A 24,810-nucleotide genomic window follows, 5' to 3' on the forward strand; every position below is an offset into this window, starting at 1 on the left:
GACATGGCCGATGAACGAGCCGACGGGAACATGAAGTCGCGACTGCCCATCGCCGTGGTTGCGATCGTCCTCGCCCTCGCGGTGCACGCCGATTCCGGAAGCGGGAAGCCCGTGGCGAGCGCGCATGCCCCGCATCCGCCCGCGCCCGCGAAGCAGGCGCCGGAGCAGGCACAGGCGAAAAGCGCCGGATGCCTGAGCTGCCACACGACGACCGACCGCCACACCATGCACCAGAATCCGGCCGTGGTGCTCGGCTGCGCCGACTGCCATGGCGGCGATGCGACGGCCGCGAAGCCCGACCGAGCCGGGCGAAACGACGCCGCATACGCCCTTGCGCTCGGGAAAGCCCATGTGCTGCCACGCTACCCGCTGGCGTGGAAATGGCCCTCGAGCGCCAACCCGGAAGGCAGCTACACGCTTCTCAACCGCGAGGCACCCGAATACATCCGCTTCGTGAACCCGGGCGACCTGCGCGCGGCGCGCGAGGCCTGCGGGGCGTGCCACCTGCCGATCATCCAGGCCTCCGAGCGCAGCCTCATGGCGACCTCCGCGATGCTCTGGGGCGGGGGGGCCTACAACAACGGCATCCTGCCGTTCAAGCGCTACATCCTCGGCGAGGCCTATACGCGCGAAGGCATCGGCGCCACGCTGCTCAATCCGGTGAAGCCCACCGAGTTCCTCACGCTCAAGGGCATCCTCCCGAGCCTCACGGCGCTGCCGGCATGGGAGACGGTCCCGCCAGCGGACGTCTTTCGGGTCTTCGAGCGTGGCGGGCGCGTGATCTCCTCGCAGTTTCCGGAGATCGGCCTGCCCAACAGCAGTGGAGTGCTGCAGCGCCTGGACGAGCCGGGCCGGCCGGACCTGAAGCAGTCGAATCGCGGGCCCGGCACGGGAAGCCGCATCGCCCTGCCGGTGCTCAACATCACGAAGACGCGACTGAACGACCCGCACCTGTGGTTCCTCGGCACCAATGATCAGCCCGGCGACTACCGCTCCTCCGGCTGCAGCGCCTGCCATGCCGTGTACGCCAACGACCGCGACGAGAAGCACTCGGCGATCTACGCCCGATTCGGCCACGCCGGGGAAAGCGACTCGAAGGACCCGACGATCCCGCGCAAGGAGCCGGGGCATCCCATCCGCCACGAGTTCACGCGCGCGATTCCGTCTTCGCAGTGCATGGTCTGCCACATGCACCAGCCCAACGTGTTCGTGAACAGCTACTACGGCACGATCATGTGGGACTACGAGTCCGACGCCCCGTTCATGTGGCCGGAGAAGCAGAAGTATCCGTCCCACGAGGAGGCGAGAAGGATCCTCGACCGCAACCCCGAGGAGGCGTCGATTCGCGGAAAATGGGCGGACCCGGCGTTTCTGAAGGGCGTCTCGAGCCTCAACCCGCAGCTCAAGGACACGCAGTTCGCCGACTACCACGGCCACGGATGGAACTTCCGTGCCGTCTTCAAGCGCGACCGCAAGGGCACGCTCCTCGACAAGAACGGCAAGCCCGTCGCCGACGACGATCCGCAGAAGTTCAAGAAAGCGGTCCACCTCACCTCGATCCACCTCGACCTGGGGTTCCAGTGCGTCGACTGCCACTTCGGGCAGGACATGCACGGCAACGGCCACATCTACGGCGAGGTCGCCGCCGCCGTCGAGATCGATTGCCGAGATTGCCACGGCACGGCGACCCGGTACCCGACGCTGCGCACCTCGGGGCCGGCGGCCCGGCCCGGCGGGATGGACCTGTCGCTGCTGCGAACCCAGGATGGGCGCAAGCGTTTCGAATGGCGCGACGGCAGGCTCTACCAGCGTTCCGCGGTGTATCCCGAACGCGAATGGGAGATGACGCTGGTGAAGGACACCGTGACGCCCGGCAACCGGCGGTACAACGAAAAGGCGGCCCGCGCCAAGCTCATGCACGTGGGCGAGGAAGGGCGCAAGGGGCAGTGGGGCCCGGGCTCGAAGGAATACGCGCATTCGGACGAGAAGATGACGTGCTTCACCTGCCATCTTTCGTGGACCACGAGTTGCGGCGGCTGCCACCTTCCGGTCCAGGCCAACGCGAAGACTGAGCGCCACCACTACGAAGGCGGCGAGACGAGGAACTTCGCGACCTACAATCCGCAGGTTGCGCGCGACGATTTGTTCCAGCTCGGCAGGCACGGCCCGGTGAAGGGCGGCAGGATCGCGCCGGTCCGCTCGTCGTCCGCGCTGGTGCTTTCTTCCACCAACATCAACCGGGAGCGCATCTACGTCCAGCAGCCGCCGGTGGCGGCCAGCGGCTTCTCCTCGCAGGCGTTCGCGCCGCACTATCCGCACACGGAAAGGAAGACCGAGACGAAGGGCTGCTCCGACTGCCACGTGTCCGACAAGGGGGACAACAACGCGATCATGGCGCAGCTGCTGCTGCAGGGAACCAACTTCGTGAATTTCGTGGGCTTCAACGTCTGGATGGGCCAGGAGCGGCACGTGCAGGCCGTGCAGGTCACCGAGTGGGAGGAGCCGCAGGCCGTGATCGGCAGCTACCTGCACCGCTACGCCTACCCCGATTGGTTCGCCGACCACGAGAAGCGCGGCCGGCGGCTGCCGGAGGCGCACGATCACGGGACAGGAGGGCCGGCGGGCTGCGTCATGATCCGGGGCGAGTATCTCTATTCCGCGGAAGGGCCGGGCGGCATGCGCGTGTATGACGTGGCCTCCATCGCGAACAAGGGCGTGTCGCAACGCATCATCACGGCGCCCTTCTCGCCGCTCGGCCAGGACACGCACGTGGTCTCCAGGAACGCGACCTGCGTGGCCTTGCCCACGAACCAGCCCATCGCGCCCAGGCGAAACGAGGGCGACCTGATGCGGATCACCAACCAGGAGCAGGCCTTCCATCCCATCTACAACTACGCGTTGATCACCGACGCCGAGGAGGGCCTGATCCTCGTTGACGTGAACACGCTGGCCGACGGGGAGCCGCGCAACAACTTCCTCACGCGCGCGGCGACGTGGAACGAGGACGGTGTCCTCAAGGGGGCACGCCATCTCACGATCGGCGGGCACTACGTGTACGTGACCGCCGACGCGGGGCTGGTCGTGCTCGACCTCGACGATCCCCTCAGGCCGCGCCGGGTGGCCGTGGTTCCCCTCGAGGGCGCGCGTGCCTCGGCGCTGCAGTTCCGCTACCTCTTCGTGGCCGACCGCGAGGGGCTGAAGGTGATCGACGTGACGGTTCCCGAGAAGGCGCACCCCGTTCCCGGCGCACTCGTGCCGCTCGCCGACGCCCGGCGCATCTACGTGGCGCGCACGTACGCCTACGTCGCGGCCGGCAGGGACGGGCTCGCCATCGTCGACGTCGAGGCGCCCGAGCGCCCGAGGCTGCAGGCGAAGTTCGACGACGGCGGGAAGCTCGTCGATGCGACGGACGTGGTCGTGGCGACGACCAACGCCTCGGCGTTCGCCTACGTGGCCGACGGCGGGGGAGGCCTCAAGGTGCTCCAGCTGACCTCGCCGGAGATCCAGCCGAAGTTCTACGGCTTCAGTCCCGAGCCGAGGCCGCGCGTGATCGCGTGGCGCGAAACCGCTTCGCCCGCCCTGTCGCTCGCAAAGGGGCTGGATCGCGACCGCGCGGTGGACGAGACCGGCGGCCAGATCGCGGTGTTCGGGCGCATCGGCTCTCGCCCGTTCACGCGCGCAGAGCAGGGGCGGTTCTACCTGGGACCGGACAACGATATCTGGTCCGTGAGCGACACCGGCAAGCCCGGGGATTTCCGGGACGCGCGGACGGCGACGGGCCTGCGCCCGGAGCCGCCCGGCGGCACGCGGAAGGCGGAGGTGCGATGAGAACGATTCTGGCGCTCGGATTGGCGCTGGCGGCAATCGGCGCGCGGGCGGGGGAAGCGCCGCCGCTGCCCTACGAGGCCAGGGCGATGCACCTTGGCGTGGTGAACTGCGCCTCGAGCCTGTGCCACGGCTCGATCAGCGAATGGAAGGGGTCGAACGTCCTGCAGAACGAGTACGTCACGTGGTCGCGCGTCGACAAGCACGCGCTGCGCGCAAGCCAGGTGCTCTGGAATGAGAAGAGCAGGCGCATCGCGGCGAACCTGGGGCTCAAGGTGCCGGCCCACGAGGCGAAGCTCTGCGTCGATTGCCACGGCCACAATCCGCCGCCGGAACGCCGCGGGGAGCGCTTCAAGGCCTCGGACGGCGTGAGCTGCGAGGCATGCCACGGTCCCGCCGAGAACTGGATCAAGTCCCACGTGGCACCCGGAGCCACCCACGAGGAGAACGTGAAGAACGGGCTCTACCCGACGGATGAGCCGGTTGCGCTCGCGCGGCTGTGCCTGTCGTGCCACTCCGGCAACAAGGACAAGTTCGTCACGCACCGCATCATGGGCGCGGGCCACCCGCGGATCAGCTTCGAGCTGGACACCTTCACGCAGACCCAGCCGCCGCACTTCGTCGTGGACGCCGACTGGCAGAAGCGCAAGGGCCGGTGGGACGGCGTGCGGGTCTGGGCCATCGGGCAGGCGCTCGCGGCGCAGGAAAGCCTCGACGTCGTGCTCGACCCGAAGCGCGGGCGCGACGGGCTTTTCCCGGAGCTTGCCGTCTTCGACTGTCATGCCTGCCATCACCCGATGTCGGAGACCCGCTGGAAGCCGCGCGTGGGCACACGCCCGGGCACGATCCGGTTCAACGACTCGAACCTGCTCATGCTGCGCCAGATCGTACGGCAGGTGACTCCGGCCGATTCCCCGGCCTTCAACGACCTCGTGCTGCAGCTTCACCGGGCCGTGGCGGGCGAGGGCGGGGATGCGATCGAGGCGGCGCGGCTGCTGCGCGCCGGGCTCGACACGGTCGTGGCGAAGCTGCGCGTGCACGACTTCGACGATCGCGACCTGCACGCCATCCTCGCGGGGCTCCTCGAGGACGGCATGGCCGGCCAGTTCGCCGACTACGCGGGCGCGGAGCAGGCATCGATGGCGGTCGCGAGCGTGCTCAACTTCCTCGCGAAGCGGGGCGCCATCGCCGACGTGCGCGGCGCCAACGCCGCCCTCGACCGTCTTTTCGAGACCGTGAAGGACGATGAGAAATTCCGCCCCGAGCGATTCCGATCCGCGCTGGGCGGCCTGAAAAACACCGTGGCGAGGTGACGGACATGTCCTCCCAGTTCGACCAGCGCACCCAGATCGATTGGTTCGACGTAGGCATCATCGGCTCGGGACCGGCGGGACTTTCCGCCGCAGCCCATGCCGCCGAGCTCGGCGTGTCGCACGTCCTGCTCGAGAGCGAGGCCCAGGCTTCCAACACGATTTTCAAGTACCAGAAGGGCAAGCACGTGATGGCGGAGCCGCAGATCCTGCCCCTGCGCAGCCCGATGAGCTTCGTGGCCGGAAAGCGCGAGGAAATCCTCGATAAATGGGACGAGGAGATTGCGAAGCACAAGGTGAACATCCGGTACGGCCAGGAGGCCTGCGCCATCGCCGGCGAGGACGGCGCGTTCGAGGTGCGCACGAAACAGGGCGAAGTGTTCCTCTGCCGCAGGATCGTTCTGGCCATCGGCCTGCAGGGCAACCTGAGGAAGCTGGGCGTGGAGGGCGAGAGCCTCGAGGGTGTCCAGTACCAGCTCGACGACCCGGGCGAGTACGAGGACGAGACCATCGTCGTGGTGGGCGCGGGAGACGCGGCCATCGAGAACGCGCTCGCGCTCGCGGAGCAGAACCGCGTCATCCTGGTCAACCGCAACGAGGAGTTCACGCGCTGCAAGGACGGAAACCTCACGCTGGTCCTGAGCGCGATCAAGGAAGGCCGGGTCGAGATCCGCTATGGCACGTCCGCGGCAAAGGTCGAACGCGCGGGCGGGGAAGTGCCGCTGCGGTTCAGCGTGAAGTCCCCGGACGGCCCGGACACGATCGAGTGTCACCGCATCATTGCCCGTCTCGGCGGCATCCCGCCTCGCAAGCTCGTGGAAGGCTTCGGCGTGACCTTCCCGTCGGCGGACCCGAACGCGGTGCCGCAGCTCTCCGACACCTACGAGTCCAATGTGAAGGGCCTCTACATCGTGGGCGCGCTGGGCGGCTACCCGCTCATCAAGCAGGCGATGAACCAGGGCTACGAGGTGGTCGAATCCGCCCTGGGCAGGAAGGTGGAGCCCGCCGACGAGCCCCTGCTCGCCAGGAAATTCGCGAACTTCTCGCGCACGAAGTCGGTCTCGCAGGTCCTGGACGTGATCCAGTCCACGGTTCCTCTGCTGGCCGGGATCAACCGCCTGCAGCTGCGCGAATTCCTCCTCGAAGGGGACCTTCGGACGCCTCCCGAAGGCGAAGCGATATTCGAGCGCAACGACTACACCAATTCGTTCTTCATGGTGGTGGCGGGCGACGTCCGCATCGAGACTGACGGCGGCGGGGAGTTCTCGCTGGGCGCCGGCCAGTTCTTCGGCGAGCTGGGCCTCGTTTCAGGGCGGCGCCGATCGACCACGGTGCGTGCCGGCCCCCATTGCGTCCTCGTCGAGGCGCCGCGCCGCCCGATGCTCAAGCTGATCGCCTCCGTCGAGTCGATCAGGAAGCAGATCGACGAGACGTTCCTCAAGCGCGCCGTGCGCGCCTATCTCGCGCCGATGCTTCCGGAGGAGGAACTCTCCGAACTTGTCGCGGGCGGCGTGGAAGTGCGCCAGTACGGCGGCGGCGAGGTCTTGTTCGAGGAGGGTGCTGCCCCCGACGGCCTGTACCTGCTGCGCCGGGGCTCGGTGATGGTCTCGCGCCGGATCGCGTCGCGCGAAGTGGTCCTGTCCTATCTCTCGGCGGGCAACTACGTGGGCGAAATGGCCCTGCTGACCGACTCGCCCCGATCCGCCACGGTGCGCGCGGCGGTCACCACCGAGGCCATCGTGCTGGATGCCGGCGCCTTCAAGCGCGTGCTGGGCCGCAACCCCCTATGGCGGGAGGAGATGGAAACGCGCTTCCTCGAGCGCCTGCGCGTGAATGCGGCGATGGAGGCGACGCCCGATCCCGGCAACGTCATCGCGTTCCTCCTGCAGCAGGGCGTGGGCGAGGCGACCGACGTCCTCCTCATCGACGAATCGCTGTGCGTGCGCTGCGACAACTGCGAGAAGGCCTGCGCCGACGTGCACGACGGCACCTCGCGTCTGGATCGGGAGGCGGGGCCGACCTTTGCCGAGATCCACGTGCCGACCTCCTGCCGCCATTGCGAGCACCCGCACTGCATGAAGGACTGCCCGCCGGACGCCATCCACCGCTCGGCCAACGGCGAGGTGTACGTGAACGACAGTTGCATCGGCTGCGGCAACTGCGAGAAGAACTGCCCGTACGGTGTTATCCAGCTGGCTCCCGTCGATCCGAAGCGCCGGCGCCCGAGTCTGTGGTCGTGGCTGGTGCTCGGCGTGGGCACCGAACCGGGCATGGAACCCAAGCCGAAGGGCAAGGACATCCCGAAGAAGGCCGTGAAGTGCGACATGTGCAAGAACCTGCCGGGCGGCGCGGCCTGCGTGCGCGCCTGTCCCACGGGCGCCGCCATTCGCGTGAGCCCGGACGAGTTCCTCAACTACGCCGGGGCCACGGAACGCTGAGCAGGGGGGAGGAATCCGGGACAGGCCCGGCGCCCTAGTGCTTCGCCTCTCCAATGAGGCGGTCGAGGTTCGGGTCCGCTTGGTGATTGGCGGCGTTCCAGCGCATCACGAGGAACATCGCGCAGGCGACGAACCCGCCGAACATGACGATGATGACGTTGATGTGGAGGTTCGCCTTGATCATGACTGCGTAGAGCGCCAGCATCACGAGGATGCTCACGTTCTCGTTGAAGTTCTGCACCGCGATCGAGTGACCAGCCGACATGAGCACGTGCCCGCGGTGCTGGAGCAGCGCATTCATCGGGACGACGAAGAACCCGGCCATCGCGCCAACGAGGATGAGTAGGGCGTACACCAGGGGCATCCAGGTCACGCCGATGAGGGTCATCACGCAAAAGCCCATCGCGATGCCCACCGGGAGCACGGCCACCGCGCGCTTGAGGGAAATGAGGCGTGCGGCGAGCACCGCGCCCATCGCAATGCCGATGGCGGATACGCCCTGCAGCATCGCGCCCTGCGAGAGCGGCAGGTTCAGGTGCTGCTCGGCCCACTTGATGACGATGAACTGCAGCGTCGCCCCGGCGCCCCAGAAAAGCGTGGTCACCGCGAGCGAGATCTGGCCCAGCTTGTCCTTCCAGAGCGTCCTGAAGCAGCGCGCGAAGTCCGAGACGAGCCGGGTGGGGTTGCGCTCCTGGTGCGAGTAGCGCGCGCCGGTGTCGGGGATGGCCAGGTTGAAGAGCGCGGCAACCAGGTAGATGAACGCGATCACGGTGATCGCCGCCTCGGGCGGCGTGTCCACGCCCGTGTCGACCAACGGGAAATCGAACGACAGCAGCGCGGCCGACACCTTGGGCCCGATGAGGATGCCGCCCATCACGGTGCCCAGCACGATCGACAGCACCGTGAGGCCCTCGATCCAGCCGTTGGCCACGACAAGCTGCTCGGGGGGCAGGAGCTCGGTCAGGATCCCGTACTTGGCCGGCGAATAGGCGGCCGCGCCCAGACCCACGACGGCGTAGGCCGTGAGCACGAACCAGTAGGGCTCGAGGCTGGGGATGTCCACCATGTTGTGGAAGAAGAGCAGGGCGCAGCCGGCGATCTTGATCAAGTTCGTCGCGAACATGACATGGCCCTTCGGCATCGAATCGGCGAACGCGCCGACGAAGGGGGCGAGGAGGACATAGGAAACGGTGAAGAAGAACTTGAGCAGCGGCGTGAGCCACGCGGGCCCCTCGAGCTGCAGGAGAAGGGCGATGGAGGCGATGAGCAGGGCGTTGTCGGCCAGGGACGAAAAGAACTGCGCGGCCATGATCGTGTAGAAGCCGCGCTTCATCGGCGCTTGTCCCGTGCCGTCCACCAGGAGCGGAAATCGCGCTCCGGAAGGGGCCGGCTGATGAGGTAGCCCTGCGCGAGGTTGCACCCCATCCGCGCCAGCTCGGCGCGCGTGGCCTCCTCTTCGACCCCCTCGGCGACGGCCCTCAGGTCGAAGTTGTGCGCCAGGTCGATCACGGAGCGCACGATCTGGTGGTCGCCGCGATCGGCGAGCAGCCCGCTCACGAAAAGCTTGTCGATCTTGAGCTCGTCGACGGGGAAGCGCTTGAGGTAGGCGAGCGACGAGTAGCCGGTGCCGAAATCGTCGATCGAAAGCTGCACGCCCGTGCCCTTCAGGCGCGTGAGCATGGCCATGGTGCGCTCCGCATCGCCGATCATGGAGCTCTCCGTGATCTCGAGCGTGATGCTCCCGGGCGGGACGTTCCAGGTGCCAAGAGACTGCGCGACGATATCAGGCAGATCCGCGTCCACGAGCGTGCGCGTGGACAGGTTCACGCTGAACCGGGGCGCGATGCCTTCCTTGGCGAGGTGGGCGGCGGTTCGCAGCACCGCATTCAGGACCCAGTAGGTGAGCGTGCCGATGGTCCCGGTATTCTCGGCGATGCCGACGACGGTAGCGGGCGAGATGTACCCGGACGTGGGATGCCGCCAGCGCAGCAGCGCCTCGGCAGCGACGGGGCGGCCATCCACCAGGTCGATCTGCGGCTGGTAGTGGACCTCGAGCTCGTTGGCGCGAATGGCGCGCTGAAGGTCGATGTCGAGGCCATGGTAGACCTCGGCCTCGACGCTGTCGTCGCTCTGGTAGACGTGGTAGCCCTCTTCGCGGGTTCCGGCAATTCGTCGCGCGACGTCGGCCGCCATGAGCAGGCGCGCGGGATCGGCGGCATGCTCGGGAACCGTGGCGATGCCGACGCAGGGGCGCAGGATCGCCGTGCCCCCCTCGTGGGCGATCGGCCGGTCGAGCGCGCGAAGGCACTTCACGGCGGCCAGCACGGCCTGCGTCGGGTGCGCGATGCGTGGCAGGACGATGCAGACCTGCTCCTCGCTGAGCGGGGCCATCCGGTCCTCGGAACGCAGCGCCGGGCGCAGGCGCTCGAGCACGAGAGAGAGCGTGAGCGCCGCGGGCGGTCCCTTGAGCAAAGCCTGCAGCCGGTCCACCCGGCGCAGTTCCACGAGCAGCACCGCGAGCCGCCCATCGGTTGCCTGCGCCACCGCCGCCTCGCGGTCGAGGAAGCGCAGCAGATCCTCGCGCGCGCCGTCGCTCGGGGAGGGAGCGCGCCGGCTGGGATCGGCAGGGGGCAATGGTGGGTTCAAGAAAGGTAGTTTTCGCGCGGATTGAGCCCGTAGGCGCCGGTCGGCAGGCTGCGGCGGATGAAGGCGGGCTCCTCGCCCCCCAGAAGGGGGTCATAGAGCAGGTCCACCATGATCGGGTAGGCAGAGGGCGATTTGTCGGGTGCGGTGAGCAGGAGCACGCGTGGCTTGAGCCTGCGCACCTTGTTGTGCGAGACGACGACGGCGACTTCTCCCGTCGAGAGCTCGATCAGCGAACCCACCGGAAATACGCCGATGGCCTGCACGAACTGCTCGGTCAGCGGCTCGTGGAAATAGTCGCCGCCCCAGGAGGTGATGCTGCGCAGGGCCTCGTAGGACGAAACGGCCTCGGCATAGGGCCGGGCCTTGGTCATCGCCGCGAAACAGTCGGCGATGCCCGCCATGCGGCCGAAAATCCCGATCTTTTCCGCCTTGAGGCCGTGCGGATAGCCGCTGCCGTTCATCCGCTCGTGATGCTGCGCGATGCCCTCCAGGACCTCCGCAGGCCAGTTCGGCGTCGCGGACAGGACCTCCAGTCCGATGGCGACGTGCCCCTTCACGGTCTCGAATTCGTCCGGGGTGAGGCGTCCGTGTTTTTCAAGCAAGGCGCGCGGGAGGCGGATCTTTCCGATGTCGAGTAGAAGGCCGATGGTGCCCAGTTGCGCCAGCTCGGCACGCGGAAATCCGAGGTGGCGGCCGAAGGCAACCAGGTAAACGGCCACCTGCAGCCCGTGCCCGTAGGTCGTGATGTCCTTCTCGCGCAGGCGCGCCACCCACATGAGCGCATCGGGGTTGCGCACCATGCTCTCGACCATTTCGTCCACCACTTCCTCGACGCGCGCGATCGCGACGGGGTGTCCCGCCCACACGTCGGCGGCGAGCTTGCGCAGCATTTCGGAAGAGCGGTCGTAGGCGGCGCGCGCCGGGGCGACCTCCTCCTCGACCGGACTCGTGTCCGGATAGATCGTGACCTGGACCGAGGGGGGGAGGAACGACTCCCGCCGCGCGTCGGGGGAAAGCTCGGAGGGCAATTCGGGCAGGCCCCTGGGACGTCGCCGCACCAGGCTGCGCAGGGAATCCATGAACCCCTGAACACCCCACCTGCGGCGAGCGGGCCGGTACTCGCGGGCGGCGGGTTCGGGCGGCAGGGGAGCCTGCGCGGTGCCGGGAGGAGACTCGATGGTCACCGACGGCGCGGCTGCCGCCCGGCGCGTTGCCTCGGCCGATGCGGTCGACGGCGTTATGGTGACCGCGATGGGCTTGCGGAACTCCTCGCCCGTCGAGCGGGCGCGATCGATCACCACGTTCTTGCACATGCGCTGCAGCTCGGCGATCTGCAGGCCGTCGGCGATCAGGAAGCCCTGGATGGGGAAAGGCGTGTCGATCCACGGGCGATCGAGGTCGGCAACGAACATGCCGATCCTGAGGTCCTTGGTGGCCACCTTTGAAAACATGATTGCGTCGGAATCGTCGTGGAAGTGCCGCGCGAGCGCCGGCCAGCGGCCATTCTACGGGATAAAGCGCGGCCCAACCCTCCTGCGGACAGGTCGGGCCGGACTCGGGATCAGGCCAGGAAGCCTAGATCCGAAGCGGGAAATCGCGAGAGGTTCGGGAAGATCGTGGCCAGGTCGACGCTCGATGCGCCGAACCACCGCGCGAGGGTTGCGCCGTACTGATCGACCGCGGTCGTCGGTATCCAGCGCCCTTCGGAATCCACATCGTCGGGTCCCGCGCGTTCCAGCACGGGATAGCTTCCGTACAGGGAGCCGCCGCGCACGGCGCCGCCCAGGATGAAGTGGTGGTTGCCCCAGGCGTGGTCGGAGCCGCCTCCGGAGGCCGGCATGAAGGTGCGGCCGAAATCCGACAGCGTGAACGTGGTGACCTGGTTCGAGACACCGAGCATCACCGTGGCATCGTAGAACGCCTTGAGCGCTGGTGAAAGCTGGCCCAGCAGGGTCGTGAGCGTCGCCAGCTCGTTCGTGTGCGTGTCGAAGCCGCCAAGAGACACGAAGAAGACCTGCCGCCTGGCTCCCGTCTGCGCGCGCGCCTCGATCAGCTTCGCCACCTGCAACAATTGCTGCGAGAGGGACGAAGTCTGTCCCTGGAAGAGCGTCGCAACCTGGGAATTGTTCGCCGTGAGGATAGGGTTGACCACGGCGGAAAGGGAAAGCGCCTGCGAGGTGATGTCGCCCGCCGCCTTCGTGTACAGGTTGTCCCGGTCCGCGGCGAGGAGCGCCTGCATCGCCGCGAGGCGGGCGTTCGACACTGCCGTGTTGTTGAAGCCCTGCAGGGCGAGGCCGCCCGTGGCAGGCAAGGCCAGCGGAGAAGTGGCATTGCCCGTGGTGAACAGGCTCGTGCCCGCGATCGAGGTGATCACCGGGAACGCCTGCGCGCCGTTGGCGGTCGTCATCGAGTCCGCCAGCCGGCCGCCCCAGCCGGTGCGGCTCGCCTTGCTCGACTCCGCGGATTGCCATTGCGTCTGCTGATCGGAATGCGAGAAGAGGTTGTCGGGACGAAGCGAGGCATAGTTCGCCCGCGTCGTGGGCGCGTTCAGCGTGCCGACGTTGGCGAGGATCGCGAGCTTGCCTGCGCCGAACAGCGGCTGGATTTCCGACAGCTCCGGATGCAGCCCGTAGGGGACGCCGGAACCCGAGGGTTGTACCGGCAGCAGCTGGGCCTGCGCGATGTTGACGCCCGAGCTTTCCGGGCGGACGGCCGAATACCGGGCATAACCGGCGCCGTCGATCGGGATGACGACGCTGTTGCCGTCCATGCCGCCGAAGAGGAATACGCAGACGAGCGCCTTGTAATCGGCGGGAGCCGCCTGCGCGTGGGCAGCGGTGGCGAGGCTCGCCAGGCCGACGGGCGCCAGGCGCCCGACGAGGCCGGTGGTGGTGAGGGCGCCCGCACGGCGCAGGAAATCGCGGCGATCCGTCTTCATGGCCTTCATCGCTCCACCTGGTACTGCGGCGAGGTGACGACGAGGTACGCCGCCGCGCGGGTTCTTCCGAGGGGGTCCGTGGCGGGCAGCGCATTCACGGCGGTGACGATCGCGCCCTTCATCGCCGCGCTCATCCGGCCGGCCAGCAGGTAGCGGTTGAAGCGCTCCACGAGCGCGCCGGCATCGGATGCGGCGGCCTGGTAGGCCGAAAGGTCGAGCGCGGACCCGGTGGCGCCGAAGACACTGGCATCGGGGTTGATCTGCGCCGAGTAGATGAGCGCATTGGCGATGTTCGAGCGCGAGATCGCCGTGCTCGTCGTCTGGATGCCGAACTCGGGCCCGAGCAGCGTTGTCCCGGGCACGGTTTGGTCCGGGGGGTAATGGTTGAAGACCGACGGGGGATAGAACACGAACTGCCCGAGCAGCGAGGAGGCGCCCCTGAAAAAGACGCCGTCGGTGCGCCCGCCCAACGCCCGGGTCATGGCCGTCATGAAGAGAGCCGGCTCGGAGAGCTTGCCGTAGGCGGGATCGATCTTGCGGGCGCCCCGGGCCTCGGGGTCGATCAGGATCGCGCGAACGACCGCACGCAGGTCGCCCCGGAGCCCGACGCCGTTGTCGGCGAACACGGCGGCCACGCGGCTTACGTAACCGGGCGTCGGGTCGCTCGTCACGAGCTTCTGGATCAGCTGCTTGCCGATGAAGGGGCCCACGTTGGGGTGGTTGAAGATGTTGCGGTGGGCAAAGGCGAGATCGACTTCCATCGTCTGGTTCGCCGGGGCCATGACGCCATCCAGGAGCAGTTTCGTTCCGCTTTCGTGGTTCGTCACGACGGGGATCATGTTCGCGAGGTAGTTGCGCGGGTTGTTGCCGCGCGGGTTGGCGCCCGGAAGCGTCGGATACGTCCACCCGGTGAAGATGCGCGCGAAGCCTTCGATCTCGTCCAGATCGTAGGTGGGTTCGGGCTTGCCGGCGGCGTTCAGGCGCAAGGTTCCGTCCGCATTGAGCTTCCAGAGGCCGATGGAGAAGAGCTGCAGGACTTCGCGGGCGTAGTTCTCGTTGGGGTTCGTGCCGGTGGCGGCATTCGCCTTGTTGTTGTTGACCATGTCCAGGTAGTCGCCCATCACGGGCGAGAGGGAAACGGCAAGCAGGAGGTCGTAGTAGTTGCCGAACGCGCCGTCGCGGAAGATCTGCTGGTAGTGGCGCATCGCATAGTTGCGACTGTTGTCCAACCCCGAGGTCACGAAGATCTGCGAGAGCGCGAAGGCCACCCGGCCGCGCAGCTGGTCGGCCTGCGTGACGGCCTGACGGAAGAACTCGAGCTGCAGCTGGAACAGCGTGTAGTTGTCGCGGGCGCAGTAACTGTCCGGGCGAACGGGCTGCGTACGGTCGTCCACGCACGAGTCGGGGCGATTGGACGGGGTATAGGCGTAGGCGGTGTATGGCGTGATCGGGAGCGCGAACTGTTCATCGACCCATGCCGCGGGCCCGGCTGCCAGTACCCTCGCCAGGTCGGCCTGCGTCGGACCGAACGTGGCCTGGCGAAGCAGCCGAAGGGCGTCCGCATCGAGATCGGCCTGGGACAGGGGCGCGCACATCGCAACCCCCTCCGGCGCGCTGCCCGCGGCCACCGTCCTGGCCTGCACGGTCGCGTCCACGGTGAAGCGGTGGTTCGAATCGTTGCGAGCCGCGCCGTTGTTGTAGGACCTGAAGACCGGCGTCGTGCCCGGGCTGCACGCGCCCCCGGCCACGGGCTCGATGTAAAAGGCGATGCCTTCGTAGGTCCAGCCGATCGTGGTCTTCAGGAAGGCGCACTCGCCGGCGTTGGCTGTGTAGAAGTGCGAATTCGGTCCGATTCCGGGCGTGCCGTAGAAGCGGCAGACGGGAACGGCGTCGGGCGCGTCTCCCGCAGCGGCGTAAACGCCGAAGGTGCCGCCGGTCCGGCTCCAGCCCGGACCGGCGCCGCCGGATTCGACGATCGACATGTCCACGGGATTGGCCGTCATGAAGTAATGCCCGAGGCCGGCGTTGTAGTACTCCACGGCGGTGGCGGTGGGGGTGGACGCCGCGATGGCGCCGGCCGGCAGGGCGAGCAGCAGGGCGATCCCGCCACGAATCCGTCGCATCACATCCTCCCGGGCGCGGCCTCGAGCGCCACCCCTGTAATCGTCGTTTACCGAAACTTGCGGGTGCATGGGCACGAGGCCATCCTGGCGTCCGGGTTGTTTCGGAATTGTGGAGCACCCCATCGCCGTTTGTAACACTTTGTAGGCGATTGCCCCTGGCCGCGCGGTGAACTGGAGCACATCCGGCGGGCAGGATCCTCGGTGGAATCCGGGTTCTCGACCTCGCCCGTGTCCCGGCCTCGTACCGGGTCCCGGGGGGAGGGGAAGCGCGCACCCGGTGATCGTTACTTTTCCAGACCTGCCGCGCCGCGGACAAAGCTACAACCGCAACATTCGACGGGGTGTACCGGCGTCCGGCGAGCACTACAATGCGAACTTGTCCAATCCCTCGATAGATTGACTGCCATGCGTAAGCCCGCTTTCATCAAGACCGCGGCGGCGCTCCTCGGAGTTGCGGCACTGTCCCTGTCCCTGCTTGCCGCGGCCGCGGAAAGACCGCTCAAGGGCGATCCTCCCGAGTATCCCCGCGAGGCGATCAAGGCGGGATACAGCGAAGGATTGGTCAAGGTCCGCATGACCGTAGATCCCACGGGCGAAGTGAGCCGCGTCGAAGTGGTCGATGCCAATCCGCGGCGCGTTTTCGACCGCGCCACGGTTCGCGCCCTTTCGCAGTGGCGTTACGCCTCCGCTGCGTCGGCGCGCGTGATCGAGATGGAACTGCACTACAAGCAGTAGGCCGGTTCTTCGGGACGCGGACCGCTTGCCGGCGCCGCTCGTGTCCCGCGGCACCGCCGGAAGCGCGAACCCGGAATGCGATAGCAGGAACTCCCCACATGAAAGCTACCGGCCTGCAGTTCAGGTTCCTGCTCGTCGTAACGGGCTTCCTCGCCGTCGCGATGGCGGCCAGCGTCATTTCCCTCTTCCGCGTCTACGATTCCACGCGGGACCTCGACCGCATCTCGCGCGAGGACTTCGATTCCCAGCTGTCGATTCTGCAGGCCACGGTGAACTTCAAGGTTCAGGTCCAGGAGTTCAAGAACGTGCTGCTGCGCGGCGACGACGCGGCCTCGTTCGAGAAAACCTGGAAGGCGTTCGAGGCGGCGGAGCAGGCGACGGACGGGGAGACGCGCCAGGCCAAGGCGGCGACGCCGCACCGCGAGGTCCGCGACCGGCTGGACAAGTTCCTGGCCGAACACAAGGCCGCAGGCGAGGCCTATCGCCGCGGCATGGAGGTTTTTCGTTCCAGCCGCGCTGATCCGCGCGCAGGCGACAAGGCCGTAGCCGGCATCGACCGGCGGCCCACGGAGACGATTCTCGAAGCCGGCAAGACAGCGAGGGACCTCGGCGCCGACGCCGTGACCCGGGCGGTGAAGGGTGCGGAAAGTGCGCTTCGCTTCGCGATCGCCATGACAGGCGCCGTGATCGTTCTGGTCATCCTGGCGGTGTGGTATTTCGTGCGCCGCGCGGTGCTTCTGCCGATCGAGGCGGCGGTGGGTCACGCAGACCGGATCGCCCGGGGAGACCTCACCGCGGACATCCGCTCATCCTCGCGCGACGAGACGGGGCAACTGCTGCGTTCCCTGGCGGCCATGAACGGCAGTCTGGCGCAGGTCGTTTCCCGGGTGCGCAATTCGGCGGAGGCCGTGGTCAGCGCCGCCCGTCAGGTGGCCGTCGGAACCACGGAGATGTCGCAGCGCACCGAGGAGCAGGCCTCCAGCCTCGAGGAGACCGCGGCCAGCATGGAGGAACTTGCGAGCACCGTGAAGCAGAACGCCGAGAACGCCCGCCAGGCGGACGAACTGGCACGCAACGCCTCGCGGCGCGCGCAGCAGGGAGGATCGGAGGTCGTGCAGGCGGTGGTTACGATGTCCGGCATCAGCGACAGCGCACGCAAGATCGGCGACATCATTTCCGTCATCGACGCGATCGCCTTCCAGACGAACATCCTGGCGCTCAACGCGGCTGTCGAGGCGGCGCGCGCGGGAGAGCAGGGGCGGGGATTCGCGGTGGTCGCGGCGGAAGTGCGCACGCTGGCCCAGCGCAGCGCCCAGGCCGCGAAGGAGATCAAGGGCCTCATCGCGGACTCGGAGGCGACGGTCACCAAAGGGACTCTCGTGGTCGAGCAGGCCGGTGACACGATCCAGGCGCTCGTGGTCGACGTGCAGCGGGTGAGCGACCTCATGCGCTCGATCGCCGAGGCATCGTCGGAGCAAAGCCGTGGCGTCCAGCAGGTGAACCGCACGGTCACGGAGATGGACAAGGTCGTGCAGCAGAATGCCAGCGTCGTCCAGGAATCGATGGCGGCGGCCGAATCGATGCGCCAGCAGGCCGGTTCGCTCCTGCAGGCGGTCGGTGCCTTCCGCATTTCCCGCGATGACGCCGGCGTTCCGGTTCTCGAGGGCGATGCCGGGGAATCCTCGGGCGCCGCGCCGGCGCGTGCGGCGAAGTCGGGACCTCGACCGGCGCTAACCGGGAGGGGAATCGCGGCGGCGGCACGCACGATATCTGCAGACGACGATTGGGAGCAGTTCTGACCCGCTGACCGGCCGTCGGCAAGCCTCGGCCGGCTTGCGCACATGCGCGTTGGACGATTGGGGACTGCGCGCCGGTATACTCCCGTTTCCGAGCGATCCCCGGGCAGAACCATCAGGGCCCGAGTGGTCGATCCGGACGACCGACCCGATCCGACCAGGAGTAGCGCCGTTTGAAGCCGACCGACATCGGAGTTCCCGATTATTTCCACAAGGTCGTGGACTGCCAATGGGCATGTCCCGCCCACACCCCGGTACCGGAGTACATCCGTCTCATCGCGCAAGGGCGCTATTCCGACGCCTACATGGTCAACTGGCAGTCCAACGTGTTTCCCGGCATCCTCGGGCGGACCTGCGACCGTCCCTGCGAGCCCGCCTGCCGGCGCGGCCGGGTCGAGGAAAACCAGGGCGAAAAGCCCGAGCCGGTGGCGATCTGCCGTCTCAAGCGCGTCGCGGCCGACTACAAGGGCGATATCCGCGAAAGACTCCCCAAGGCCGCGGCCAAGAAGAACGGCAAGCGCGTGGCCTGCGTGGGGGGCGGCCCCGCGTCCCTCACCGTGGCGCGCGACCTCGCGCCGCACGGCTATCACGTGACCGTCTTCGAGGCGGATCCGCGCGCCGGGGGCATGATCCGCACCCAGATCCCGAAATTCCGCCTGCCGGAGAGCGTCATCGACGAGGAGGTCGGCTACATCCTCGACCTCGACGTGGACTTCCGCCCCAACCACCGCGTCGAGTCCCTCCGGGAGCTGCTCGGCCACGGCTACGACGCCGTCTTCGTCGGCTCGGGCGCTCCGCGCGGCCGTGACCTGGACATCCCCGGGCGGTCGGAGGCCGCCAAGCACATCCACGTGGGCATCGAATGGCTGGCGTCCGTCTCCTTCGGCCACATCGACCGGGTGGGCAAGCGGGTGATCGTCCTGGGCGGGGGCAACACCGCCATGGATTGCTGCCGTTCCGCCCGGCGCATGGGCGGCGAGGACGTCAAGGTAATCGTGCGTTCCGGGTTCGAGGAGATGAAGGCGAGCCCCTGGGAGAAGGAGGACGCGGTTCACGAGGGGATCCCGATCCTCAACTGCCTCGTGCCCAAGGCGTTCGTGCACTCGGAGGGCCGCCTCACCGGCATGACCTTCGAGAAGGTCCGGGCCGTCCGCGACGACCAGGGACGGCGCAGCCTGGTTCCGACGGGCGAGCCGGACCAGCATTTCGAATGCGACGAGGTGCTGGTTGCCGTCGGCCAGGAGAATGCCTTTCCGTGGATCGAGCGCGACATCGGGATCGAATTCGACGCTTGGGGAATGCCCGTCCTGGATCCGGCGACGCTGCAGTCCACCCGGCCGGAAGTCTTCTTCGGCGGGGACGCCGCCCTGGGCCCGAAGAACATCATCTGGGCGGTCGCCCATGGCCACGACGCGGCCATCTCGATCGACAAGTACTGCCAGGGCGAGGACGTCAAGGTCCGGCCGGCGCCCCTCACCAACCTCGTGTCCCAGAAGATGGGCATCCACGAGTGGATCTACGACAACCAGATCGTCACCGACGCGAGGAGCCGCGTTCCGCTCAAGGAACTCACCATCGCGCTGAAGGACATCCGCCAGGAGGTCGAGCTCGGCTTCGACCCGGAACTCGCCTGGAAGGAGGCGCAGCGCTGCCTCAATTGCGACGTGCAGACGGTGTTCGCACCGCGCCTTTGCATCGAGTGCGATGCCTGCGTGGATATCTGCCCGATGGACTGCATCACCTTCACCGCCGACGGGGAGGAGGCGGAGGTGCGGGTGCGCCTGAGCGCCCCGGCCCGCAATCCCTCGCAGGACCTATACGTGGGGGCCGGGCTCAAGACCGGCAGGATCATGGCGAAGGACGAGGACGTGTGCCTGCATTGCGGCCTGTGCGCAGAGCGCTGCCCGACCGGCGCCTGGGACATGCAGAAGTTCCTGCTCGAGATGACGCATGCCGGGCCGGGCTGCCGGCAGGGCGGCGGCGCGCGCCGGCTGGCCGCATAGGCCGGGGCGGGAGAGGGCCCCCTTACAGGGGTAACAAGGGTGACGGGCGTTCTGTGAACTGCCACATACGCGCCGGGCATTCCCCCGGACACAATGACCTGCGCCATTTTCCGCAGCATCCCAGGCCTTCCCGGCCACAACCATGAAGGGGGTACGCATGAATCGAATCGCTTCGATCTTCCTCGCCGGTCTTTTCGCCTTCCTTGGCGCGATGCCTGCCACCGCCCAGGAAAAGAAGGGCACAGCCGCCGAGGCCACCGCGATGGTGGACAAGGCAATCGCCTACATCAAGAAGAACGGCCGCGACAAGGCGTTCGCGGAATTCAACAACCGCAAGGGCCAGTTCACGGACCGCGACCTCTACGTGGTCGTCTACGACTTGAAAGGCAAGGTCCTCTCCCACGGCGCCAACGCCAAGATGATTGGCCGGGACGTGATCGACCTGCGCGACAACGACGGGAAGTACTTCGTGAGGGAACGCGTCGAGATGATGTCCAAGAGCCCCAACGCCAAGGGCTGGCAGGACTACAAGTTCATGAACCCGGTCACCAACCAGATCGAACCCAAGTCGATGTTCCTGCAGCGCTACGAGGACATCATGGTCGGTTGCGGCATCTACAAGTAGGCGAACCCCATCCGTCGGGGGGTGGCCGGAAGGCCGTCCTCCGGGAGACTTCGACATGATCCTTCGAAACCTGAAAATCGGCACCCGCCTGGCAGTCGGCTTCGGCATGTTCGTCGTCATGATGGTGGTCGGCGCGATCGGCGGCACCGTTCTCATGACGAAAGGCCGGGAGGACCTCACGGGCGTGCTTCAGGCGGCGGCGGCCAAGGAGAACCTGGCCGCCGAGATGAAGGCGCTTGCCCTCGAGCAGTCCGCGGTCATGCGCAATATCGGCCTGCATTCCGACATCAAGGCGATGCAGGGCGAAGAGGACCGTGCCCGGGCGCTCGGCAAGTCCTATGACGAGGCTCGCGAGAGGATGGGGAAACTGCCGTTGCTCGCGTCGGAGCGGGCGATCATCGAGACACTCGCGAAGCTCGACAAGGAAGTCGACAAGCCCTTCCTCCAGGCGCTCGGCCTGTCGACCAGCTTTCGCAACGAGGAGGCGGCCAAGGTGCTGATGACCGACCTCGACCCGATCGTCCAGAAGACGCTTTCCGAGTTGAACCGCCTGATCGAGATCCAGCGCAAGGCGAACCTGGAAGCCATCGACGCTGCGGCCGCCGCCGGAAACCGGCTTGCCTTGCTCGTCTATGTCGTCTCCGCGTTCGTGGTGATGGTGGCGGCCTACATCGGTTTGGTCATCGCGCGAAGCATCACGGGCCCGTTGCGAGAAGCGGTGGAAGTGGCCCGCCGCGTCGCCTCCGGTGACCTGACGTCGCACATCGAGCCGAACGGCCGGGACGAGCCGGCGGCATTGCTCGTCGCCCTGCGCGACATGAACGAGGGACTCGGCCGGATGGTGAACCAGATTCGCACCGGGTCGGAAGCGATCGCCGCCGGCGCCGGGCAGGTGGCCGCGGGCAACCAGCAGCTTTCGAGCCGGACCGAGCAGCATGCCAGCTCGCTCGAGGAGACCGCCTCCACGCTGGAGGAATTCACCACCACCGTGCGGCAGAATGCCGAGCACGCGAAGCAGGCGAGCCTGCTGGCGGGCGGCGCCTCCACGACCGCGGAGAAGGGCGGGCAGGTGGTGAGCAAGGTGGTCACCACGATGCAGGAGGTCACCGAATCCTCCAAGCGCATCTCCGACATCATCGGCGTGATCGACGGGATTGCCTTCCAGACCAACATCCTGGCGCTCAATGCGGCGGTCGAGGCCGCGCGCGCGGGCGAGCAGGGCCGGGGCTTCGCCGTGGTTGCCTCCGAGGTGCGCAGCCTGGCACAGCGCTCGGCCGCCTCCGCCAAGGAGATCCGCGGGCTCATCGAGAACTCGGTGGGCCGGGTCGAGGCCGGGGCCAGGCTGGTCGAGCAGGCGGGCAAGACGATGGACGAGCTGGTCTCTTCCGTCCGGAAGGTCGCGGAGATCATGACCGAGATCGCCTCGGCGAGCCACGAGCAGAGTTCCGGGATCGACCAGATCAACAAGGCGATCACGCAGATGGACACCGTGGTGCAGATGAACGCCTCCCTTGTCGAGGAGGCCACCGCCGCGGCCACCAGCATGGCGAACCAGGCCGCCGGCCTGGCGAGGGTGGTGTCGGTGTTCCGCGTGGACGAGGCGAGTGTCGCCGAGCCGAAGCTGGCCTCGGTCGGCGGGGTGCCGAGGCGTGCGCGGCATGCCACGGGAGGAGAGGGGCGTACTGCGATCGCCCCGCGGCGCGAGCCCTCGATGCCGGCCCGGGACGAAGAAGAGGAGTGGAAGGAGTTTTGACCTGCGGCCCCACCAGCCGCGCGAGCGCACCGCAACGGAAAAGTACAATAACAGGAATGTACGCAATGCCAATGATCGCCATGACGCGCGAGATGGGCTCCCTCGGCAAGGACGTCGCCGAAGGGATCGCTGCCCGGTCCCACAAGAAGGTGGTCTATCACGAGATCATCGAGCCGATCGCCAACAAGATGCGCCTGCGCAAGAGCCACGTGGAGCGCTTCCTGGACGGCAAGGCGGGCATCTGGGAGCGGCTCACCACCGACAAGACGAGCCTGTCCATATTCACGGCCGACGAGACCTTCCGCTTCCTTCGCGACGGCTCTACGGGCGTGATCCGCGGCTGGGGCGCGGTCCACCTGCTCAAGGAGGTCCCGCACGTTATCCGGGTGCGCGTGTGCGCGCCGCTCGAGATCCGCATCGATCGCATGATGGAGCGCCTGGGCACGGACGACCGCGAGACGGTCGCGAACGAGATCAACCTGTCCGAGGAAGCGCATACGGCGATCACGAAGCGTCATTTCGCGGTGAACTGGCGCGATCCCGAGAACTACGACATCGTCCTGAGCACGGAGCGGCTGAGCGTCGAGGAGTGCGTCGACGAGATCGAGAACATGATGGCCAGGAAGCGCTTCCAGGAGACGCAGGACTCCGTGCGCAAGGTGGAGGGGCTGTCCCTCGCCTGGAGCGTGAGGTCGGCGCTCCGGCGCGACTCCCGCACCGCCGGCGTGAGCATCTCCATCACTTGCGACGAAGGGGCGGTGCAACTGCTGGGCGTGGTGGAGACGCAGGCCGAGGCGGCCGCGGCTGCGCAGGTCGCGGCCGGGGTCGAGGGCGTGGCGCGCGTGGACAACCAGTTGAAGGCGACCTCCGATTCACGGTCGCGGTATCGGCGCGAGGGGTGAGTGGGGGCGCGAATCGTCATCAGCCTTGAGGGGGCCATCGTTTACGAGTTCGCGCTTTCGAAGCCCGTGACTGTCGTCGGGCGTCATCGGGACTGTGACATGGTGATCAAGCATCCCGCCGTGTCCGGCCGCCACATGCTGCTGCGCCTCGTGGGCACCAGCGTCTACGCCGAGGATCTCGGGAGCACCAACGGCCTCGTCGTCAACGGGATCCTCACGGAGAACCACGTGCTCCATCACCTCGACGCGATCGAGATCGGGCTTCACAAGCTGCATTTCTTCGATGACGCCCTGCTCTCGGGGAAGATCGGGAGCCTCGAGTGCACGGTGCTGACCGACTACGAGCGGACCGTCATGTCCGCCCACGTCGCGGCGGAGAGGCTTGCGGCCCCGGCCACGCCGACCGCGAAGCAGGGATGGGACGATCTGGCGCATGCGATGGTGATGGAGCGTGATCCTTCGCTTCGCGCGCCGAAATCCCGGCCCGCCGGCGTCGATGCGGCGCCCACGGCCTGCGAGCTGACGTTGCGCGTGGTAAAAGGTCCGCACGAGGGAGAGACGCTGCAGCTCGAGCGGGCGCACACGATGATCGGCCATGCCGGCGGCGACACCGCGCTGGTGGTGCGCCGCGGGCAGTCCCTGTTCATCGCGCGGCTGTCGGGACAGCAGCTGCCGCGGCTCAACGGCCGGGACCTCGGCCCGGGCACGCATCCGCTCGCCCCCGACGACGTGATCGAAGTCGGGGGGGCGAGGTTCCAGGTGATTCAGGCAGCACGCAATCCGGCCGTAGCGCCGCAGGGGTGACCGATGACTCAGGCAACGAGGGAAGCAAGGGACGCGGAACAGGCAGCCGACCTGCTCGTGACGGTGGCGGAGACGCTCAACGAGCGCCTGGCGGTCACCGCCGATGAGCTCGCGCGCAGCCAGACGATGCTTCGGGAAGCCTCGGAGGAACTGATGACCGCGTTCCGCGGGGCCGCCGACCGGATCGTCGCCGCGCAGCGCGCGGATGCCGGGGAGCATGAAGGCCGCGCGACGGAGTACGGGGTGGTCCTGGAACACCTGTACCGCGCCGTGCACCACCTGCAGTCGCACGACCTCGTCAACCAGCTGATCGACGCCCAGAAGCTGCGGGTGGACAAGATGCGCGCGAAGCTCGGCGAGGCGGTCAACCTCTCGCACCCGCCGTTGAACCACCCTGCACAGGCCGAGGAGTGGATCGAGCGCTCCCGTGCGATGCTCGACTGCATCGTGGCGGGCATCGCCCAGATCGACCAGGATGCCTCAACACACCGCCGCGAACCGCCGAGTGCCGGCAGCGTCGATCTCTTCTGAACAGGATCCCCGATGAAGACAATTCTCGCCGTCGACGACTCCGCCACCATGCGCGAGATGGTCGCGTTCGTCCTTGAGTCCGCCGGATACCGCGTGATCGAGGCGGAAGACGGGGCGCGTGGGCTGGAGCGGGCCGGCACGACGTCGTTCGATCTCGTGATCACGGACCAGAATATGCCCAACATGGACGGCCTCACCCTGGTTCGCTCGCTGCGCGAGCTGCGCGAATACAAGAGCGTCCCGATCCTCCTGCTCACCACGGAATCCTCCGATTCGATGAAGGCACAGGGACGGGCGGCTGGCGCGACCGGGTGGCTCGTGAAGCCCTTCGACCCGGCAACGCTTCTCGAAGTCGTTCGCAAGGTTCTTCGATAAGGGGCG

Annotated in this window: 17 protein-coding genes; 12 read left to right on the forward strand and 5 right to left on the reverse strand. The window is 67.5% G+C overall.

Annotation, left to right across the window (positions count from 1 at the left end):
* Window positions 1-30 precede the first annotated feature (30 nt).
* Genes IPP91_01895 through IPP91_01905 form a run of 3 tightly spaced genes read left to right on the forward strand, consistent with a single transcriptional unit; the run spans window position 31 to window position 7,573 of the window.
* Window positions 31-3,828: a hypothetical protein gene (locus IPP91_01895; GenBank protein ID MBL0140830.1), complete on the forward strand. Its 3,798-nt coding sequence runs from the start codon at window positions 31-33 to the stop codon at window positions 3,826-3,828.
* Complete coding sequence (locus IPP91_01900; protein ID MBL0140831.1) at window positions 3,825-5,138, forward strand: hypothetical protein; 1,314 nt, start codon at window positions 3,825-3,827, stop codon at window positions 5,136-5,138. Before IPP91_01895 ends, IPP91_01900 begins: the two co-directional genes overlap by 4 nt.
* 5 nt (window positions 5,139-5,143) lie before the next feature.
* Window positions 5,144-7,573, forward strand: coding sequence for a cyclic nucleotide-binding domain-containing protein (locus IPP91_01905; protein ID MBL0140832.1), 2,430 nt, complete (start codon window positions 5,144-5,146; stop codon window positions 7,571-7,573).
* Between the two features lie 34 nt (window positions 7,574-7,607).
* Here IPP91_01905 and lplT read toward each other — a convergent pair whose 3' ends face one another.
* The 5 genes from lplT to IPP91_01930 form a co-directional block, all read right to left on the reverse strand.
* On the reverse strand, window positions 7,608-8,906 hold the full coding sequence (gene lplT / locus IPP91_01910) for a lysophospholipid transporter LplT (protein ID MBL0140833.1): 1,299 nt from the start codon (window positions 8,904-8,906) through the stop codon (window positions 7,608-7,610).
* Entirely contained in the window at window positions 8,903-10,219 is a 1,317-nt protein-coding gene (locus tag IPP91_01915; GenBank protein ID MBL0140834.1) for a GGDEF domain-containing protein, read from the reverse strand. The genes lplT and IPP91_01915 overlap by 4 nt, the downstream gene beginning before the upstream one ends.
* A complete protein-coding gene (locus tag IPP91_01920; protein MBL0140835.1) occupies window positions 10,216-11,670 on the reverse strand; it encodes an HD-GYP domain-containing protein in 1,455 nt (484 codons plus the stop codon). Before IPP91_01920 ends, IPP91_01915 begins: the two co-directional genes overlap by 4 nt.
* Before the next feature lie 110 nt (window positions 11,671-11,780).
* Complete coding sequence (locus IPP91_01925; GenBank protein ID MBL0140836.1) at window positions 11,781-13,157, reverse strand: DUF1501 domain-containing protein; 1,377 nt, start codon at window positions 13,155-13,157, stop codon at window positions 11,781-11,783.
* 5 nt (window positions 13,158-13,162) lie between these two features.
* Window positions 13,163-15,280 (reverse strand): DUF1800 domain-containing protein, encoded by a 2,118-nt coding sequence (locus IPP91_01930; GenBank protein ID MBL0140837.1) that lies wholly within the window; start codon window positions 15,278-15,280, stop codon window positions 13,163-13,165.
* A 405-nt stretch (window positions 15,281-15,685) separates the two neighbouring features.
* Here IPP91_01930 and IPP91_01935 point away from each other — a divergent pair, with 405 nt between their 5' ends.
* The 9 genes from IPP91_01935 to IPP91_01975 all read left to right on the forward strand — a co-directional run bounded on the left by IPP91_01935 (window position 15,686) and on the right by IPP91_01975 (window position 24,804).
* Window positions 15,686-16,015: an energy transducer TonB gene (locus IPP91_01935; protein MBL0140838.1), complete on the forward strand. Its 330-nt coding sequence runs from the start codon at window positions 15,686-15,688 to the stop codon at window positions 16,013-16,015.
* 491 nt (window positions 16,016-16,506) lie between these two features.
* Entirely contained in the window at window positions 16,507-17,814 is a 1,308-nt protein-coding gene (locus tag IPP91_01940; GenBank protein MBL0140839.1) for a HAMP domain-containing protein, read from the forward strand.
* Window positions 17,815-17,984: 170 nt separating this feature from the next.
* Window positions 17,985-19,814 (forward strand): FAD-dependent oxidoreductase, encoded by a 1,830-nt coding sequence (locus tag IPP91_01945; GenBank protein MBL0140840.1) that lies wholly within the window; start codon window positions 17,985-17,987, stop codon window positions 19,812-19,814.
* A gap of 157 nt (window positions 19,815-19,971) precedes the next feature.
* Complete coding sequence (locus IPP91_01950) at window positions 19,972-20,439, forward strand: cache domain-containing protein (protein ID MBL0140841.1); 468 nt, start codon at window positions 19,972-19,974, stop codon at window positions 20,437-20,439.
* 55 nt (window positions 20,440-20,494) lie between these two features.
* Window positions 20,495-22,192 carry an MCP four helix bundle domain-containing protein gene (locus IPP91_01955; protein MBL0140842.1) on the forward strand — a complete coding sequence of 566 codons (1,698 nt, stop codon included), beginning with the start codon at window positions 20,495-20,497 and terminating at the stop codon, window positions 22,190-22,192.
* A gap of 65 nt (window positions 22,193-22,257) precedes the next feature.
* Window positions 22,258-23,094, forward strand: coding sequence for a cytidylate kinase-like family protein (locus IPP91_01960; protein ID MBL0140843.1), 837 nt, complete (start codon window positions 22,258-22,260; stop codon window positions 23,092-23,094).
* On the forward strand, window positions 23,095-23,898 hold the full coding sequence (locus IPP91_01965; GenBank protein MBL0140844.1) for an FHA domain-containing protein: 804 nt from the start codon (window positions 23,095-23,097) through the stop codon (window positions 23,896-23,898). It abuts the gene before it with no gap.
* Window positions 23,899-23,901: 3 nt separating this feature from the next.
* On the forward strand, window positions 23,902-24,429 hold the full coding sequence (locus tag IPP91_01970) for a hypothetical protein (GenBank protein MBL0140845.1): 528 nt from the start codon (window positions 23,902-23,904) through the stop codon (window positions 24,427-24,429).
* Window positions 24,430-24,441: 12 nt separating this feature from the next.
* Window positions 24,442-24,804, forward strand: coding sequence for a response regulator (locus IPP91_01975; GenBank protein ID MBL0140846.1), 363 nt, complete (start codon window positions 24,442-24,444; stop codon window positions 24,802-24,804).
* The last annotated feature ends 6 nt before the right edge of the window (window positions 24,805-24,810 follow it).

This window comes from Betaproteobacteria bacterium (assembly GCA_016720855.1).
Taxonomy (GTDB): Bacteria; Pseudomonadota; Gammaproteobacteria; order Burkholderiales; family Usitatibacteraceae; genus FEB-7.